The sequence below is a fragment of the Pseudomonas lactis genome (genome assembly GCF_001439845.1).
In the GTDB taxonomy this organism is placed as follows: Bacteria; Pseudomonadota; Gammaproteobacteria; order Pseudomonadales; family Pseudomonadaceae; genus Aquipseudomonas; species Aquipseudomonas lactis.
Genome location: NZ_JYLO01000014.1, coordinates 1 through 17513 on the forward strand (window position 1 = coordinate 1; position 17513 = coordinate 17513).

At 59.0% G+C, this 17513-nt stretch carries 15 protein-coding genes and 1 pseudogene; 9 read left to right on the forward strand and 7 right to left on the reverse strand.

From position 1 onward, the window contains the following. Nucleotides 1–161: 161 nt before the first annotated feature. The 5 genes and pseudogenes from TX24_RS31280 to TX24_RS32980 form a co-directional block, all read right to left on the reverse strand. Nucleotides 162–614 carry a hypothetical protein gene (locus TX24_RS31280; RefSeq protein WP_244175911.1) on the reverse strand — a complete coding sequence of 151 codons (453 nt, stop codon included), beginning with the start codon at nt 612–614 and terminating at the stop codon, nt 162–164. A 3-nt stretch (nt 615–617) separates the two neighbouring features. Next, nucleotides 618–743 carry a hypothetical protein gene (locus TX24_RS32760; protein WP_275941345.1) on the reverse strand — a complete coding sequence of 42 codons (126 nt, stop codon included), beginning with the start codon at nt 741–743 and terminating at the stop codon, nt 618–620. 162 nt (nt 744–905) lie between these two features. Continuing rightward, a complete protein-coding gene (locus TX24_RS32620; RefSeq protein ID WP_057711269.1) occupies nt 906–2756 on the reverse strand; it encodes a hypothetical protein in 1851 nt (616 codons plus the stop codon). A 51-nt stretch (nt 2757–2807) separates the two neighbouring features. Then, nucleotides 2808–3671, reverse strand: a complete 864-nt coding sequence (locus TX24_RS32975) for a methyl-accepting chemotaxis protein (protein ID WP_411829346.1) — start codon at nt 3669–3671, stop codon at nt 2808–2810. Then, nucleotides 3666–4421: pseudogene (locus TX24_RS32980) on the reverse strand (MCP four helix bundle domain-containing protein); the annotation flags it as partial. The pseudogene TX24_RS32980 and the gene TX24_RS32975, both read right to left, overlap by 6 nt. Before the next feature lie 157 nt (nt 4422–4578). On the opposite strand from TX24_RS32980, the gene TX24_RS23255 reads away from it, so the two are divergent. Further along, complete coding sequence (locus tag TX24_RS23255; RefSeq protein WP_057711274.1) at nt 4579–5790, forward strand: multidrug effflux MFS transporter; 1212 nt, start codon at nt 4579–4581, stop codon at nt 5788–5790. Between the two features lie 96 nt (nt 5791–5886). Here the strand turns inward: TX24_RS23255 and TX24_RS23260 are convergent, their stop codons facing one another. Both TX24_RS23260 and TX24_RS23265 read right to left on the reverse strand, forming a co-directional pair. Then, nucleotides 5887–6801 (reverse strand): site-specific integrase, encoded by a 915-nt coding sequence (locus TX24_RS23260; protein ID WP_057711276.1) that lies wholly within the window; start codon nt 6799–6801, stop codon nt 5887–5889. 108 nt (nt 6802–6909) lie between these two features. Further along, nucleotides 6910–7725, reverse strand: coding sequence for a M949_RS01915 family surface polysaccharide biosynthesis protein (locus tag TX24_RS23265; RefSeq protein WP_057711278.1), 816 nt, complete (start codon nt 7723–7725; stop codon nt 6910–6912). A gap of 411 nt (nt 7726–8136) precedes the next feature. Here TX24_RS23265 and arnC point away from each other — a divergent pair, with 411 nt between their 5' ends. Genes arnC through TX24_RS23305 form a run of 8 tightly spaced genes read left to right on the forward strand, consistent with a single transcriptional unit; the run spans nt 8137 to nt 17451 of the window. Further along, nucleotides 8137–9171 carry an undecaprenyl-phosphate 4-deoxy-4-formamido-L-arabinose transferase gene (gene arnC / locus TX24_RS23270; protein ID WP_003191219.1) on the forward strand — a complete coding sequence of 345 codons (1035 nt, stop codon included), beginning with the start codon at nt 8137–8139 and terminating at the stop codon, nt 9169–9171. After that, nucleotides 9168–11159 (forward strand): bifunctional UDP-4-amino-4-deoxy-L-arabinose formyltransferase/UDP-glucuronic acid oxidase ArnA, encoded by a 1992-nt coding sequence (gene arnA, locus TX24_RS23275; protein ID WP_057711280.1) that lies wholly within the window; start codon nt 9168–9170, stop codon nt 11157–11159. Before arnC ends, arnA begins: the two co-directional genes overlap by 4 nt. Continuing rightward, nucleotides 11159–12043 carry a 4-deoxy-4-formamido-L-arabinose-phosphoundecaprenol deformylase gene (arnD, locus tag TX24_RS23280; protein WP_057711282.1) on the forward strand — a complete coding sequence of 295 codons (885 nt, stop codon included), beginning with the start codon at nt 11159–11161 and terminating at the stop codon, nt 12041–12043. Before arnA ends, arnD begins: the two co-directional genes overlap by 1 nt. Next, complete coding sequence (gene arnT / locus TX24_RS23285) at nt 12040–13695, forward strand: lipid IV(A) 4-amino-4-deoxy-L-arabinosyltransferase (protein WP_057711284.1); 1656 nt, start codon at nt 12040–12042, stop codon at nt 13693–13695. The genes arnD and arnT overlap by 4 nt, the downstream gene beginning before the upstream one ends. Next, the gene (gene arnE / locus TX24_RS23290; RefSeq protein WP_032897302.1) at nt 13692–14039 is read left to right on the forward strand and encodes a 4-amino-4-deoxy-L-arabinose-phosphoundecaprenol flippase subunit ArnE; all 348 of its coding nucleotides are present in this window, start codon (nt 13692–13694) and stop codon (nt 14037–14039) included. Before arnT ends, arnE begins: the two co-directional genes overlap by 4 nt. Next, the gene (arnF, locus tag TX24_RS23295; protein WP_057711286.1) at nt 14036–14449 is read left to right on the forward strand and encodes a 4-amino-4-deoxy-L-arabinose-phosphoundecaprenol flippase subunit ArnF; all 414 of its coding nucleotides are present in this window, start codon (nt 14036–14038) and stop codon (nt 14447–14449) included. The genes arnE and arnF overlap by 4 nt, the downstream gene beginning before the upstream one ends. Then, entirely contained in the window at nt 14446–15828 is a 1383-nt protein-coding gene (locus tag TX24_RS23300; RefSeq protein WP_057711288.1) for a UDP-glucose dehydrogenase family protein, read from the forward strand. The genes arnF and TX24_RS23300 overlap by 4 nt, the downstream gene beginning before the upstream one ends. Next, on the forward strand, nt 15829–17451 hold the full coding sequence (locus TX24_RS23305) for an ArnT family glycosyltransferase (RefSeq protein ID WP_057711290.1): 1623 nt from the start codon (nt 15829–15831) through the stop codon (nt 17449–17451). Nucleotides 17452–17513: the final 62 nt, after the last annotated feature.

A 17513-nucleotide genomic window follows, 5' to 3' on the forward strand; every position in this document is an offset into this window, starting at 1 on the left:
TTGTAAGGCGGCAACAACTTGCTCAGCACGGCTTCTTTTCGCTCATGGGAATAACGGGCCACATCGGTGTCCTTTACCGCCTATCTGGGGAAAACTGGAGGGTGACAACTATCCTGCCAGAGGGGGGGAGCTGGGGGCTCTGGGCAGATTTGAAGCTTGGCTCACAGGGGCTCCGCCTCTTGATCAAGATGGGACGGCAATTCAAGCGGCGGCATTCCGTAAAACACGATGAACACATCTTTGCAGCCCAGTTCACGATACCAGTGCACAACGTCCTCAATCAGTTCGTCCAAAACTCCGATCAGAATATCGTTGTAGTCTCCTGGAGCACCGGCTTCATATCGATAACGCGCATTGGTAAAAACTTCACGATCCCTTTCGATCCGATGCTCATGACGATCAAGCCGAATACGTTGCCTGATCGGCTCACGTATGGCATGAAACAAAGTGAGCAAATCGTGCTTATTAGGCCCTTTGTCTATCCGATAAGCCGGAATTTTGTCTGCCGCTTTCAAATACTGATGCGCTGCCTTGATAGCGCCGTTGTCCAGTTCGTAGGTTTCATTGACTTGGCCAAGGTTGCCATTGGGCTTCGATACGAAGCTTTTAAGCAAGATTTACATACCGATCGCAGCATTGATCTGTGCAACGTCCAGCATGTCATGACCACGTCTAAGATGCTTAGCAGCCTGCAAATAGCGATAAGCACTCTCAACCATCCAAGGCGATAATTTTTCCTTCATTTCTAAAGTCCTTTTCGGTTAAAAAATAAAGTCTACTCTAGTCTTTTTTATTCCGTTCAGCTATAACTATACTAAATGACTATTTAGTATAGTTATATCGCGGGGCTACCAGCAGTTGTAAGGATTTTAGAAGTCGCAGTAGTTAAACAGCACAAATGCTCGTTAATCCTCGAAGCTTGTCAAGCTGCGTTGCACCAAAAATTCGTAAATGAGCCGCGGCCGACCATTCTCTTGACCATTGGCTTTCTTCACAAGTTTTTCACTTTTGTCCCCCGTCCAAAGTCCAATGACGTCTTCCAATAGCCAAGTGCCGAAGCTTTTGCCTAATCCAGCAGCACGTGAAGGAGACAACGACATCGTTTTATTCTGCTTCATAAGGTCAACCATTAGGCTGGCGGATATCACGGGTAAGCAGCGCCCACCCTGCGCTGGGCCTAGCAGTAGTAGAAAGCTAGCGAGTGTCTGCATGGCGATATCATTGAGCTGATCACGCTTGAGTGAATAAACGTGACGTCGATCTGAAATGATTTGCAGCCTTTTGGCTTGAATTAACGTTACTCGTTCAGTCAGACACACGCCCTCGTCCATGGCCTTGAAAATAAGACAGATGTCAGTAGAAAACCTATCATAGTCCACACCTTCTCCGCCCTCCTCTGGCTTCCCGATAATCCTTTGGGAAAGGCTGAAGTCGAATCGCTCGTGCGCATCAAGCTCCTTTGCCGCAAACGCAAGCTGTCTTGACAGTGTTTCAAGGCAATACTTCAAATCCTTGAAAAACTCACCTACGTGTGTTTCTTCACCTGCATGAAGATTATCGAAAATTTCGCCGCCTGCCCTCCTCGCCATATCATTGACGGCGGCCTCGAAGAGTTGTTCGATGCGAGGGTTATCCAACCATGTTCTGGGAACTTGATCGGCGCCAGCGACCGTTCTTGGTGCAATGGGTTGGTAGGAGACAAGCATCAGATCCAATACATCAGGGTTCTCTCGCAGTAGGCTTATACATGCTCGGGCCCTCCGATTGGCCAATGTCGTCTCAGTACCTACAAAAGTGGACAATTCGTCTTGGGTCTTTTTATCGGCAAGTTTGATAGCAACAGATAATAACTCGTCTTCTTCGCCAGCCGGCCCCATGACGAACAACGTTTCCAGCGTCGCAGTTGCTAGAGCTTTATCCCCCTCAACAACAGCTGAAACTTCCTCCCGCCATGACGTCTTCATCGCGCTGTTCAGTCCATGAAGATTGTAATGATTTTGGCCTGTCTTTGAGCCTACACCAAACTCAAATAGCAGACTCGCGAGCTTCTCGATCTTCTTGGAAATAGTCACATCGCAGACCACTTGTTCGCGATCCGGTTGCGCTGGCGCGTACCACAGAGCGAATTGCAGCTTTCCGTAAGCACTTGTGCCTGCCCATTGTGCACAAAGCAAAGCGAATTGATGATCTGCGCAGCGATACCCTGCTGCACCAATTGCCCGAAGAACACGGACAGCGCGGGTTTCATCTCCGTTCAACGCCCTCATTTGGTGAATTAGTGTTTCCAAATTGGTATGTCTGCTCTCAATCAAATCAATAAGCTGTTCGAAGATTTTTTTGTCATCAGCGAGGGGTGGAAAATCTTCGATAACGTTACGAAATTGAGTGCAGTGCACCCCCGAATTGTGCCGTGATATATGACCTGTCGCTAATGTTCTTATAGCGTCTTTTAATGTTTCCCAGCGTGCGAGGCCATAATCGACGACTTGTGTTCGAGAAGTGTTGGCGGAATAGCCAATGGATTTTAAAGCGTCGTAAAGACTGGCGTATTTTGCACCGCTCAGACATAGATTCTCCAGCCCCTGCGTTAACGAGTTCTCAAACGCCTGCCAGTTAATTGGAGTCTGGTTGAACGTCATGCGATCTTGAGCGAACTTGATAACTGCTTCGATAGCGGCTTCCACGCTTTGGTAATGGTCCGGAGCCTCTATTGTTTTACGCTCGATAAAGTCAAATCCTTCATCATACAGATTCATTCTATGCCGCTCCTTAGCGTGCTTGACGGAAATTAAATATGATTTGTAAGTTCACAACCTAAACCGATCCACCGACTGCGAAAGCTTCCCCGCCAAACTCGACAATTCATCCGTCGTCGACGCCGTCTCGCCAATCACCCGACTGTTACTTTCCGACATCCCCGCAATCCTCTCCACCTGATGAGCAATCTCATTACTGGCCAGGCTCTGTTCACTAATAGTGCGGGAAATATCGTTGACCAACTCAGTGGTACTCAGCGTAGCCTGGAGAATCTCGCGAATGGCGCGTTCCACTTCGGCAGTCACTGCCATGCCCTTGTCCACTTGAGCAACGCCCTCCTCCATGCTGATCACCGCTGCTCGGGTGTTCTGCTGGATGCTCCCAACCATGCTGGCGATTTCCTGGGTGGAGGCGCTGGTGCGTCCGGCCAGGCTGCGCACTTCGTCGGCCACGACCGCGAAGCCGCGCCCTTGTTCACCGGCGCGGGCGGCTTCGATGGCGGCGTTCAGGGCCAGCAAGTTGGTCTGGTCGGCAATCCCCTTGATCACCTGGATAATGCTGTAGATCGCTTCGGACTCCTTGTCCAGTGTGCGGATCACTTGGGCTGACTGTTGGGCAGAACGGGCGATGCCGTCCATGTCGCTGACCACTTGGTGGATGACCCTGCCGCCGTCCTTGGCCAGGGTTTCAGCCTGGCTGGCCATGTCCAGGGCACGTTGGGCGTGACGGGTGATTTCTTCGATGCTGGCTGTCATTTCGCTCGCGGCGGCGGCCATGGTGCTGGCGGCGACGCTTTGTTGCTGGCTGCTGCCTGCCACTTCATGGCAACCCTGGCTGAGGCGCTCGCTCATGCCATTGACGCCGTGGGCGTTGCTGCGAACCACTTCGATCATGCCGCGCAAATCCCGCTGCATCGTCGCCAGGCTGCGAATCAGTGCACTGGCTTCGTCCTGGTTCTTGGGTTCGGCAATCGGCTCGCTCAGGTTGCCATGGGCAATGCTCTGGGCAATACGGCTGGCGGTGCGCAACGGCCCCATGATGCTCAGGGTCACCCAACGTCCTTGTGCCAGCAGCAACAGCAGGCTCGCCCCCAATACAATAATCAAGGTCCAGTTAGCGTTACTGATGGTTTGCCGGGTACCGGTGCTGGTGAGTTGGGTATTGTTTTCGATCAGTTCGCTCAACCCCGCCATTTGTTCTTCCAACTGGCTGAACGCGGCATTGAAGGTCTGCAGTTCGCCTCGTGCGGCCTCGGGATTGTCCAGGGCCAGCGCGACGATGCGCTCGCCGGCACTGATGTAGGTGTCCAGGCTGGGTTTGATTTTTTCCAGGCTGGCCTTGATCGAGGCGTCCAACGGCAGCTTGAGGTTTTCCGCCAGCACCTCGCGAAAGTGCTCGGCATGCTCCTTGATCGAGCTGTTGACCTCGGCCGCCGTACTGGTGCTTTTGCCCAGCCCGACCAACATGGCTGACAGTACATCCGCACGCAGGGCGTCGTGCATCATGTCGGCTTCCATGTGGTTACGCAGTACCGTCATGCTGACGTCGTTGTCCTGTACCGCATCGGCCATCCGCGTATTGCCCAGGTAGCCAGCCAGGCTCATGATCAAAGCGGTGAGCAACCCGGTCGCAATCAACAGCATCAAGCGTAATTTGATCGTCATAGTGGTACCCCGTGCCAGGACCGCCGGTTGGGAGCCCAACCGTTTCAATGTCGCTGCTAGCTGTATCGGCAGCTGTTGCTTGTTAGTGAAGCCTAAGTTTGCGGATCTGCGCGGTTCCCTTAAGCTGACCGTCCGTTGCTCTACCTGGATCTGCCAAATGCCTCAACGTATCGCCCGCCTCGCCCTGTTGCTGGGCTTGATCACCGCCGTCGGCCCGTTTGCCATCGACATCTACCTGCCGGCGCTGCCGACCCTGGGCGCCAGCCTCCAGGCCTCGCCGGCGGCCGTGCAGATGAGTTTGACGGTGTTCTTCATGATTATCGGCGTGTGCCAGTTGTTCTACGGCCCCCTCAGCGACGTGTTCGGGCGTAAACCACCGATTTATGCGGGTTTGGTGATCTTTGCCATTGGCAGCGTCGGCTGCGCGCTGGCACCGACCATCGAAGTGTTGATTGGTTTTCGTGCGGTGCAGGCGTTCGGTGCTTGTGCGGGCATGGTGATCCCACGGGCGATTGTCCGTGACCTGTATACCGGCCATGAAGCGGCGCGCCTGATGGCGTTGTTGATGCTGGTGATGAGTGTTTCACCGATCCTCGCGCCTTTGGCCGGTAGCCTGGTGATTTCGATCTGGAGCTGGCGCGAAGTGTTTGCCGTGTTGGCGGTGGTGGCCGTGCTGTGCCTGCTGATGACCGCCGTACAACTGCCAGAAACCCACCCGGCCGAGCGCCGCCTGGGCAAAACCCTGGGCCAGGCGTTCGGCAGCTATGGCGCCCTCCTCCGCGACCCTGTTTTCACGGGGTTGTCGGTGGTGTGCGGGTTTGGCCTGGCCACTTTCTTCGTGTTCATCGGCAGCGCGCCTTTCGTGTACATCGAGTTTTTTGGCCTGACACCAACCCAGTTCAGCCTGTGCTTTGCTCTCAACGCAGCTTCTTTTTTTGCCATGAGCCAACTGACCGCACGCCTCAGCGCCCGCTTTGGCCTGGCGCCGTTGATTCGCTGGTCGGTGGTGGGCGTGGCGGCGGTCATGAGCTTGCTGGCCGCTACTACGCTGTGGGGTGACAGCTTGGCCTTGATGATGGGGCTGTTGTTTATCGGTTTTGGTTTTCTGGGCCTGCTATTGCCGGCGGCCGGGGTGTTATCGTTGGAAGATCACGGTGCAGTGGCCGGTTCTGCGTCTGCACTGCTGGGCGCGATCCAGATGGTCACGGCTGCTGTGGCGATGACCCTGGTGGGCGTGTTTGCCGACCATACCCCGGCGCCGATGTTGATCGGCATTGCGCTGTGTGCGCTGGCCGCGATGCTGACCACCTTGTGGACGTTGCGGCGCTTGCCGGCTCACCTGGTCTCAAGCGTCCCGCCTTCCTCCTGAGCAGAGGAGCAGGCAGATTCAACATTCTGGTTGCCTGTGAGGCCCTCTTCGCAGGCAAGCCAGCTCCCACATTTGAATCGTGGTGTATCCACAAGCCTACAAATCAAACCGATCCACCGCCCGCCGCCGCTCATTGTCGTCGCGCACGTCATAGCTGGCAGTGGTCTGGATGTTGGTGTGATGCGCCAGCTTCTGCGCAATCGACAAATCATGCTCCTCGATCACCCGCGTGATAAACGAACGACGGAAATCATGGGGCATGATCTTGACCCCCACCTGATCACCACGCTGGCGCGCGATGTAGTAAATCGCGTGCTTGGTGATGCGTTCCCGGGTGATATGGCTGCCTCGACGGATGCGGTTAAACAGGAAGCTGTCGTCCTGCTCACCTTCCTTGAGCTGCTCGCGACGAAACGCCAGCCAGGCCTGAAGTTTGGCAAACGCCCAGTCCGGCGCGTACTTGACCAACTCTTTGTTGCCCTTGCCGATCACGCGCAAGCTGCGCTCGTCAAAGTTGATCTGCGCCAGGTCCAGGTTGACCGACTCCGACTTGCGCATGCCCGAGCCATATAACAGGCCGATCACTGCGGCATCCCGCAGGCCCTGGGGCCGAGGGTCGGCGGCGCAGACGTCGAGCATCTCGCGGATCAAGGTGCGGCGCAGGTTGCGGCCCTGGCCCAGGCGCGTGCCGGGTGTGGCCTTGACCGAGCGCATCTTCAACAGGTGGTCCTGGCTGATCAAGCTCATGCGCCACGCCTCGTTCATCACCCCGCGCACCGCATTCACATACAGCGACGAGGTGTTCGGCGCAAAGCCGTCCTCACGCAAGGCAGCGACCAGCGCAATAACGTGTTCGGGCTGCAGCAGGTGCCAGTCAATCTCTTCGAGGTTGTGGTCTTCGAAACCCAGGCGGTCGGCGGCATCCTGTAGCACGTAGCGCATGGTCAGTTGGCTGGAAGGCGCCAGGCGGGTGAGGTAAAGGGTCAGCGGGTTGCAAATGGACTCGGTCAAGGTAGATCAGCCTTTGGATTAAATACACCGAGCAACTATTTGATTAATCGATGTATTTAGTGGATTGGCGAAGGCCGAGTCTAACCCAGGAGCGGCCCTGGCACAAAATCACGGGGCTGTATCTTCGTCCTCGCTGGCTGCCTGGGGTTGGGCCTGGGACTGGCTCCAGTCGGCGTCCTGTTGTTGCATCAGCGCGAACCACTGCTGGCGCATAAAGGCGAGGTAACTGTCCGGCGCCTTGGCAAAGTCCTTCTCGTCGCCATAGCAGCCTGGCAGTGGCAGTTCGGTGCCCTGCTCCTTGTATTGGCTGACCAAGGCTTGCTGCGCCGCGACGCTGCAGTCAGTCGGCAGTGGCATACCGCGCAAGGCGCCGGCGTCCTCATCCCACCAACTGGCGCCCACGCGGTCGAGGCCGCGCAGACGATACTTCTCGGACTTGCCAACATGCATGATCAGCTTGAATTCGTTGGGGCTGACGTCACTGGTGCAGGCCCGCGAATAACCGACCGTGGCCTGGGTGTTGCCGTCGCCCAGCAGGTCGGTGACCTTGGTGGCAGCCCGGTCAAAGCGCAGCCCGGCGTCGAATTCGCAGTGCTGCACATCGTCGTACAGCATCCACACGCGCTTGGGGCGCTCGCCTCCCAGCACGTATTGCGCCGCGTAGACAAAGGCCGACTGGGTACCATCGTCATCGCGCTCACCCACTTGCTCGGCGAGTACCAACAGGTTTTTGCCCTGGCGGTCATCCCAGGTATAAGCGGCGACCTGCTTGCCGCGCACTTCCACCCCGTCCGGCACCTGGTCCAGTGGGGTCAGCGCGACGCCCTGATCAGCCCGCACGCTGGTGACACAGGCCACCGTCATCAACAATCCCATCAGCGCTGGCCGCAACTGGCCGCGTAAAAAAAGCTGCACGCTATTCATCCGAGTACCCTGGCAAGAGAGGGCTTACTTTACCGGCACTTGAGCGCCAATGCAGAGAAGATTGTTGAAGGGCAAACATTGGGCTAATCGCCTCGCTCAGATTGAACCAAGCGTCTTGCACGAAGCTCCGATATCGCCCTGTGAGGCCTACATGTAACGCCTTGATTACTTAGCTGAACCCTAGCTGTCTGCCTGTCAAATAAACGAGTTTTTCATCCGCCTTTCATATTCGTTGCACATTTTTGCGCTTAACCTTGTAGGCAACACTTAAGTGCAATCCGTGGATTATCGACTAACCTATTGAAAACGCATCATCTTTAGCTCCGTGTTGTAGTCTGCGGGCTGTAGTTTTGCCCAATAATCACTGCCGTTTTCGCGCTCTACGTTGCTCCAGCCCGAGGTCATGAATCTTTGAAACCCTACCCTATTCATTGCGTGTCGATCGTTATCCCGGTCTACAACGAACAAGAAAGCCTGCCTGAGTTGCTGCGTCGCACCACGGCCGCCTGCAAGCAACTGGCTTACGAATACGAAATCATCCTGGTGGATGACGGTAGCCGCGACAATTCGGCCCAATTGCTCGAAGACGCCGCCGCAGAAGACGGCAGCAATGTGGTAGCGGTGATCCTTAACCGCAACTACGGCCAGCACGCGGCGATCATGGCCGGCTTTGAACAGTGCCGTGGCGAAGTGGTGATCACCCTCGACGCCGACCTGCAGAACCCGCCGGAAGAGATCCCGCGCCTGGTCGAGCAAGCTGCCCTGGGCTACGACGTGGTCGCCACCGTGCGTAATAACCGCCAGGACTCGGCCTTCCGCCGCTGGCCGTCGCGCTTGATCAACCTTGCCGTGCAGCGCTCTACCGGCGTGGCCATGACCGACTACGGCTGCATGTTGCGCGCCTACCGCCGCACCATCGTCGATGCCATGCTCGCCTGCCGTGAGCGCAGCACGTTCATCCCGATCCTGGCCAACGGCTTCGCCCGCCACACCACGGAAATCCTGGTGCACCACGCCGAACGTGAGCACGGCGAATCCAAATACAGCGCCATGCGCCTGATCAGCCTGATGTTCGACCTGCTGACCTGCATGACCACCACGCCCTTGCGCCTGCTGTCCATCGTCGGTTTCAGCCTGGCGGCACTGGGCGTGCTGTTTGCCTTTGCCCTGATCGTCATGCGCCTGGCCTTCGGCGCCGACTGGGCCGGTGATGGCCTGTTCGTGCTGTTTGCGGTGTTGTTTGTGTTCACCGGTGGCCAGTTCATCGGCATGGGCCTGCTGGGCGAATACCTGGGCCGTATGTACAGCGATGTACGTGCCCGCCCACGCTTCTTTATTGAAAAAGTGCTGCGCAACCAACCGGCAGCACCGGCTCCAGTCGTCGTGGTCGACGGCCTGGTGTCTTCCCATACGTCTACTTCTTCTTCGGATCAGGTCCAGTCATGAGTTCAAAAGCTGTTGTATTCGCCTACCACGATATTGGCTGCGCAGGCATTGAAGCGCTGCTCAGCGCCGGTTACGACATTGCCGCCGTGTTCACCCATGCCGATGACCCCAAGGAAAACAACTTCTACGGTTCCGTCGCCCAACTCTGCGCCCGCAATGGCATCCCGGTACATGCTCCGGAAGACGCCAACCACCCGCTGTGGATCGAACGTATTGCCAAGCTGAACCCGGAGTACATCTTCTCGTTCTACTACCGCAACCTGCTGAGCGAACCGCTGTTGGCCACCGCCCGCAAAGGCGCGTTCAACCTGCACGGCTCGTTGCTGCCTAAGTACCGTGGCCGCGCCCCGGCCAACTGGGTGCTGGTCAACGGCGAAACCGAAACCGGCGTGACCCTGCATCGTATGGTCAAGCGTGCCGATGCCGGCGCCATCCTGGCCCAGCAGACTGTCGCCATCGAACGCAGCGATACCGGCCTGAGCCTGCACGCCAAGCTGCGTGATGCGGCCACGGCTCTGCTGCGTGATGCCCTGCCACAGCTGGCCCAGGGCAAGCTGAGCGAAACCGTTCAGGACGAAAGCAAAGCCACCTACTTTGGTCGGCGCACCGCCGCCGATGGCAAGCTGGACTGGAAACAGCCCGCCGAGCAACTGTTCAACCTGGTGCGTGCGGTGACCCAGCCGTACCCGGGCGCCTTCTGCGCCGTGGGCGAGCACAAGCTGATCGTATGGCAAGCCGACGTGGTCAAGGGCAACGAAGGTCTGGCGCCTGGCCGTGTGATCAGCGTCAACCCGCTGCGCATTGCCTGCGGTGAAGATTCCCTGGTGGTCAAGTTCGGCCAGCGCAACGAAAACGGCCTGTACCTGGCAGGCCCGTCCCTGGCCGATGAACTAGGCCTGGTGGATGGCTCTGTACTGCGCGGCGCCGAGTCGGGTCGCAAGCCGCGCCGTACCCGTGTGCTGATCCTGGGCGTCAACGGCTTTATCGGTAACCACCTGTCCGAGCGCCTGCTGCGTGACGACCGCTACGAAGTCTATGGCCTGGACATCGGCTCCGACGCCATCGAGCGCCTGCGCAGCCACCCCAATTTCCATTATGTGGAAGGCGACATCAGCATCCACACCGAGTGGATCGAATACCACATCAAGAAATGCGACGTGGTGCTGCCGCTGGTGGCCATCGCCACGCCGATCGAATACACCCGTAACCCGTTGCGCGTGTTCGAACTGGACTTCGAAGAAAACCTCAAGCTGGTGCGCTACTGCGTCAAATACAACAAACGCGTGATTTTCCCGTCGACCTCGGAAGTCTACGGCATGTGCCAAGACCAGTACTTCGACGAAGACACCTCCAACCTAGTGGTGGGCCCAGTCAACAAGCAACGCTGGATCTACTCCGTCTCCAAGCAACTGCTGGATCGCGTGATCTGGGCTTACGGCGACAAGGGCCTGAAGTTCACCCTGTTCCGTCCGTTCAACTGGATGGGCCCGCGCCTGGACCGCCTGGACTCGGCGCGTATCGGCAGCTCCCGCGCCATTACCCAGCTGATCCTGAACCTGGTGGAAGGCACGCCGATCCGTCTGTTCGACGGTGGTGAGCAAAAGCGTTGCTTCACCGACATTGCCGACGGCATCGAAGCCCTGGCGCGCATCATTGATAACGACAATGGCGTGTGCGACGGCCAGATCATCAACATCGGCAACCCCGAAAACGAAGCCAGCATTCGCCAGCTGGGCGAAGAACTGCTGCGTCAGTTCGAGGCTCACCCGCTGCGCCACAACTTCCCGCCATTCGCCGGTTTCCGCGACGTCGAGAGCAAGGCGTTCTACGGCACGGGCTACCAGGACGTGGCACACCGCAAGCCGAGCATCGAAAACGCCAAACGCCTGCTGAACTGGGAGCCGAGCGTAGAGATGAGCGAAACCATCGGCAACACGCTCGATTTCTTCTTGCGTGAAGCCATGCTTGAAATTGCGGATAAAAAGTAATGCAGGCAGGTCTTCGCATCGACGTCGACACCTACCGTGGCACCCGTGAAGGTGTGCCACGGTTGCTCGACTCCCTGGCCGAAGCCGGGGTCAAGGCGACGTTCTTCTTCAGTGTCGGGCCGGACAACATGGGGCGCCACTTGTGGCGCCTGATCCGCCCGCAGTTCCTGTGGAAGATGCTGCGCTCCAACGCTGCCGGCCTGTATGGCTGGGACATCTTGCTGGCCGGCACCGCCTGGCCAGGCAAGCCGATTGGCCGCGACCTGGGGCATTTGATGCGCCAGGCCAAGGCCGCCGGGCATGAAGTCGGCCTGCACGCCTGGGACCACCACGGCTGGCAGGCCAACACCGGGCGTTGGAGCGAGGCACAGCTGGTCGAGCAGATTCGACGCGGCGTAGACACCTTGAGCGACATCCTCGGCGAGCGCATCGACTGTTCAGCGGCCGCCGGTTGGCGCGCCGATGAGCGCGTGGTGCAAGCCAAGCAAGGCTTCAACTTTCGCTACAACAGCGATTGCCGGGGCACCAGCCTGTTTCGACCAACCTTGGCCGATGGCAGCGCGGGCACCCCACAAATTCCGGTAGACCTGCCGACCTTCGACGAAGTCGTCGGGCCGGTGGTAGCTGCCAACGATTTCAACCGCTTCATTCTTGATCGGTTCAACGCGTCAAAGCTGAACGTCTACACGATCCACGCGGAAGTAGAAGGGATTCTGATGGCCAATGATTTTCGCCAGTTCCTCGCCCAGGCCGGGCAGCGCGACATCGAGTTCAAAACCTTGGGCGAGCTGTTGCCCACGGATGTGACCACCCTGCCCCAGCAACAGCTGGTGCGCGGCGCCTTGAGCGGCCGCGAGGGTTGGCTGGGAGTGCAGCAGGCATGATCCGCCGCTGGGCTTTGCCCCTGCTCCTGCTGGCGTTCGCCGTGTTCTACCTGCTGCCGTTGGCCACCCATGGCCTGTGGATTCCCGATGAAACCCGCTATGCGCAAATCAGCCAGGAAATGCTGCTGACCGGCAAGTGGGCCGCGCCGCACTTCATGGGCATTCGCTACTTCGAGAAGCCAGCCGCAGGCTATTGGATGATCGCGCTGGGCCAGGCGATCTTCGGGCAGAACCTGTTTGGCGTACGGTTTGCCTCGGCCTTGAGTACCGGCTTGAGCATTCTGCTGGTGTATCTGGTCTCTCGCCGGTTGTGGAGCGACCCGCAAAAGAGTTTGGTCAGCACGCTGCTCTACATGAGCTTCGTCAGCGTGGCCGCGCTGGGTGGCTATGCCAACCTGGACCCGCAGTTCACCTTCTGGATCAATCTGACGGGCGTGGCCTTGTGGTTCTGTTTCGACAGCACCACGCGGCGTGCGCGCTTGTGGTCCTGGGCCTTGCTGGGCCTGGCGTGCGGCATGGGCTTCATGACCAAGGGCTTCCTGGCCTGGTTGCTGCCGGTGCTGGTCGCCCTGCCCTACGCCGTCTGGCAAAAACGTTTTGTCGAGTTGTGCAAATTTGGCCCTGTTGCCGTGGTGGTGGCGATTGCTGTCAGCGTGCCGTGGGCGTTGGCTGTGCACCTGCAAGAGCCGGACTACTGGCATTTCTTTTTCTGGCACGAGCACATCCAACGCTTTGCCGGTGAAGACGCCCAGCACGCCGAACCCTTCTGGTATTACCTGCCGCTGCTGGTAGGGTTCGCGCTGCCGTGGGTCGCGCTGTTGCCGTCCGCGCTCAAGCAGGCCTGGCTGCAGCGGCGCGTGCCGAAAACCGCGTTCCTGCTACTGTGGCTGTTAATGCCCCTGGCCTTTTTCAGCCTGGCCAAAGGCAAGCTGCCCTCCTACATCATGCCGTGCATGCTCCCCCTGGCCTTGCTGATGGGCTCGGCCCTGAGCGACAAACTGGCTCTAGGCCGCGGCCGCGTGCTGCGCATCAATGGTTGGTTGAACCTGGCGATCGGTGTGCTGGTATTGCTGGCCCTCAGCTGGTTCCAGTTGAAGAAGCCAGTATACGAACCGGGTGAGGAAACCCTCAGCCTGGTGCTGGTGTTCATCTTCTTGTTCGGTTGGATCGTGGTCAATCTGCTGCAAGCGGCACGCCCGCTGAAATTGTGGGCCGCGCCGCTGATCGGCAGTGGCTTACTGGTGCTGCTGGTGCCTGCCGCATTGCCCCACTCGGTGGTTTACAACAAGACCCCGGACCAATTCATCATCGATCACATCGACGAGTTGCAGCCCAGCGTTGCCCTGCTGAGCAACGACCTGGGCGCCGCCTCGGCGTTGTCCTGGCGCCTCAAACGCCCCGATATCACGCTGTACAACACCTCGGGTGAGGTCAAGTACGGCCTGGCTTACGAGGACACCGCGCCGCGTCTGGTCGACCGTAACCGCATCCAGTCATGGATGGCCGAAACCCGTCGTACCGGCGCGGTGGGCGTGGTGATGCGCGTCAATAGTACCGGTGAAAAAGAAGAACTCGCACTGCTGCCCACCGACGGCAAACGGTATGCGCAAGGCAAGATCGTGATCCTGATTTTCCCGCAGGTCGCGCCATGATCACCCTGCTGCTACTGCTTACGGCCTGCCTGCTCACTTGCATGGGCCAGGTCTCGCAAAAGTTTGCTGTGGAAAGCTGGCGCGGCGTGCCGGATGGCTGGGCCTTGAAACTGCGCTCGCCGTGGTTGTGGTCGGCGCTGGTGTGCCTGGGCCTGGGTTTGCTGGTGTGGCTGCTGGTGTTGCAGCGCCTGGAAGTGGGCATTGCCTACCCCATGCTCAGCCTGAATTTTGTGCTGGTCACGCTGATGGCGCGCTTTGTCTTCCACGAGCCCATTGATGGCCGTCACTGGTTGGGTGTGGGGCTGGTGATTGCCGGGGTGGTCTTGCTAGGGCGTCAGGTATGAGCCGCGTGCGGGGTTTCGCCCTGGCCCTGGGCAGTGTCGGCCTGGTGAGTGGTGCCCAACTGGGCATGCGCTGGAGCATGACGCGCCTGCCGCTTCCCTCTGAGTGGCTGGCCGCCTTCACGGATAACAGCATCGACCTGGGCGCCCTGGGCGTGGTGATCCTCGCGATCATCGCCTATGCGCTGTCGATGCTGTGCTGGCTCGGCGCATTGAAGCACTTACCCCTGGGCCGCGCTTATTCGCTGCTCAGCATCAGTTACGCGCTGGTGTATTTGCTGGCGGCCAGCCTGCCGGTGTTCAACGAAAATTTTTCGCTTTCAAAAACCCTGGGGGTGGCCTTGGTCATCCTCGGTGTACTGGTTATCAACTCTCGTCGTGCTAGCACCTCAAGTCCCAGGAATACCCCATGAAAATCAGTGTATTTGGTAGTGGTTACGTTGGTCTGGTCCAGGCCACTGTATTAGCCGAAGTCGGTCACGATGTCATTTGCATGGACGTTGACAAGCACAAGGTCGAATCGCTGCAGAAGGGTCATGTGACCATCTTCGAGCCGGGCCTGGCAGCCATGGTCAAGGACAACCTGGAAAGTGGACGCCTGCGCTTTACCCACGACGAAAAACTCGCCGTCGAACACGGCGAAGTGCTGTTTATTGCCGTGGGCACGCCGTCGGATGAAGACGGTTCGGCCGACCTGAAATACGTGCTGTCGGTGGGTGATGCGGTTGCCCGCCATCGCGTGGCGCCGGTAATCCTGGTGGAGAAATCCACGGTACCGGTCGGCACCGGCGACACCTTGCGCGACCACATCCTCAACAACCTGCGCGCTGCCGGCCGTGAGCTGCAGTTCGATATCGTCTCCAACCCGGAGTTCCTCAAGGAAGGCTCCGCGGTTGCCGACTGCCGCCGCCCGGACCGGATCATCATCGGCTGTGAACGTGAAGAAGTACGTGACGTGATGCGCGACCTGTACGCGCCGTTCAACCGCAACCACGACCGCATCATCTTCATGGACCTGCGCAGCGCTGAACTGACCAAGTACGCCGCCAACTGCATGCTGGCCACCAAGATCAGCTTCATCAACCAGATCGCCGAACTGGCCGAACACCTGGGCGCCGACATTGAGTCGGTGCGCCTGGGCATCGGTGCCGACTCGCGCATCGGCTACCACTTTATCTACCCCGGCTGCGGTTATGGCGGCTCGTGCTTCCCCAAAGACATGCGCGCCCTGATCCACAGCGCCAAGCAGGCCAACTGCTCCAGCGACCTGCTCGAAGCCGTGGAAGCCATCAACCAGCGCCAGAAGAGCAAGCTGTTCGAGCGCATCAACGCGTTCTTCCAGGGCAACCTTAAGGGCAAGACGTTCGCCCTGTGGGGCCTGGCCTTCAAGCCCAACACCGATGACATGCGTGACGCCCCCAGCCGTGTGCTGATGGAAGCGCTGTGGGCCGCCGGCGCCAATGTGCGCGCCTTCGACCCGGAAGCCATGCAGGAAACCCAACGCCTCTACGGCGATGACCCGCGCCTGATGCTGATGGGCACCCCGGAGTCCACCTTGGGCGGCGCCGATGCGTTGATCGTGTGCACCGAATGGCAGCAATTCAAGGCGCCGGACTTTGACCTGATTCACCAGCGCCTGAAAACCCCGGTGATCTTCGACGGCCGTAACCTGTACGACGGCGAGCGCCTGGCGCGCAAAGGCTTCAAGTACTTCCCCATCGGCCGCGGCGACTCCTGCGAGTTACCGATCCCCCAGCAAAACTGGGTGGAACAGGTCAAGGACGCTTGCTAGGTGAACATCGCCTTACCGTCCGCGCAGCGTGCAACGATCCGTCACCAGTCGCTGGGGCTTGGACTCTTGGCGCTGGTGCTGTTTATCGCCGGCAACTGGCACCAGGCGATCATCGGTTTTGATTCGCGCTTCGTGGTGTTTGCCCAGGAAATGTTGCGCCATGGGCCCAGCTTCTTCCCCACCACCTATGGCCAGCCGTATGCCGATTACCTGGCGACGTCGACCCTGCTGACGTGGCTGCTGTCGTTGCCCTTGGGCCAGGTCACCAGCCTGACGGCGTGGCTGCCCACGGCGGTGGCGTCGGCGCTGATCGTGGTGCTGGTCTATCGCCTCACCGCGCCCTACTCGCCACGTTGGGGCCTGCTGAGCATTGCGATGCTGCTGCTCAGCAGTACGTTTGTCAGCGAAACCCGCGCAGTCTCCCTGGATCAGATGCTCGCCGCCGTGGCGTTGGCGGTGTTCTACCTGGGCTATGCCCATGACCATTTCGCCGCCGCCAAACGCCTGCATTGGGTATTTTTGCTGTTGCTGCTGGGGTTTGCCATTCGTGGCCCGATTGGCCTGGTGATCCCCACGGGCGTGTTGTGCAGCTACTACCTGATCAACCGCCAGTGGCGCCAGCTGTTCAGCTTCGGCCTGCTGGCACTGGCGCTGCTGGCGGCGTGCGTCGGCCTGTTGCTGCTGCTGGCCAAGCTCAGCGGTGGTGAAGACTTCATGCATGACGTGATTCGCATGCAGTTCCTGGGGCGCATGGATGGCAGCGAAGGCTCCGGCGGCGTGCTGTATTACTTCACCAGCTCTTTGGGCAATTACGCCCTGGCCTATCCACTGGCATTGTTAGTGCTGCTGGCGATGCTGGTGGGCGGTCGACGTGCGCCGGACCCAGCGTTGAAGCTGGTGCTCTATTGCGCGGCAGCGGGTGTGCTGGTGATGTTGGGCCTGTCGGTACCCCAAGCCAAGAAAGCGCGTTATATCCTGCCGATGTTGCCGATGGCCGCGATCATTGCCGCGTACCCCTTCCAGGTCACGCAAGGGCGACTGTTTGCCTGGCTGCGCGCCTTGATGCTGGGCATCTGGACGCTGTTGCCAGCGTTGCTGGTCATTGGCCTGGTGGTGGCGCGACGGCACTACCCGGAGCCGCTGGCCGACCTTGCGCTCATCTTCGTCGTGCTTGGCGTGCTGCAGGTGCTGGCCCTGCTGGTATTGGTCCGCTCGCGGATGCGCACCTACGGCCCCGCCCTGGCCGCCGTGCTCGCCCTGTGGAGCACCTACATCATGGTGGTCGAACCCCTGGAACGTCAGGTGTACGACACCCGCACCTTCAGCCTCGCCGTCAAGGCGCACGTTCAGCTGCAACCGGCGCCGCTGGTATTGCATGCACTGGGCAAAGACGCGAAAGCCATCAAGTTCATGGTCAACTTCGATTGCGACAAGGTGCCGTTGTTTACTCAATTGCCCGCCGAATTGAAACCGGTCCAGGCGCCGGCATGGATAGTGATGAGCCAGACCGACTTCCAGGCGCTGGACGATCCGCGCCTGCGCTCAATCACGCCGACGCTCACGGCAGCGTTCGACAAAAACCCCTATGTGTTGCTGCATTTGGCAAAAACCTCGACGCCCTGAGTGCTTTTCCGGCTGCATTGTAAGAAAGAGCGCCCACTCTTCCACGAGTGGGCGGCTTTCAT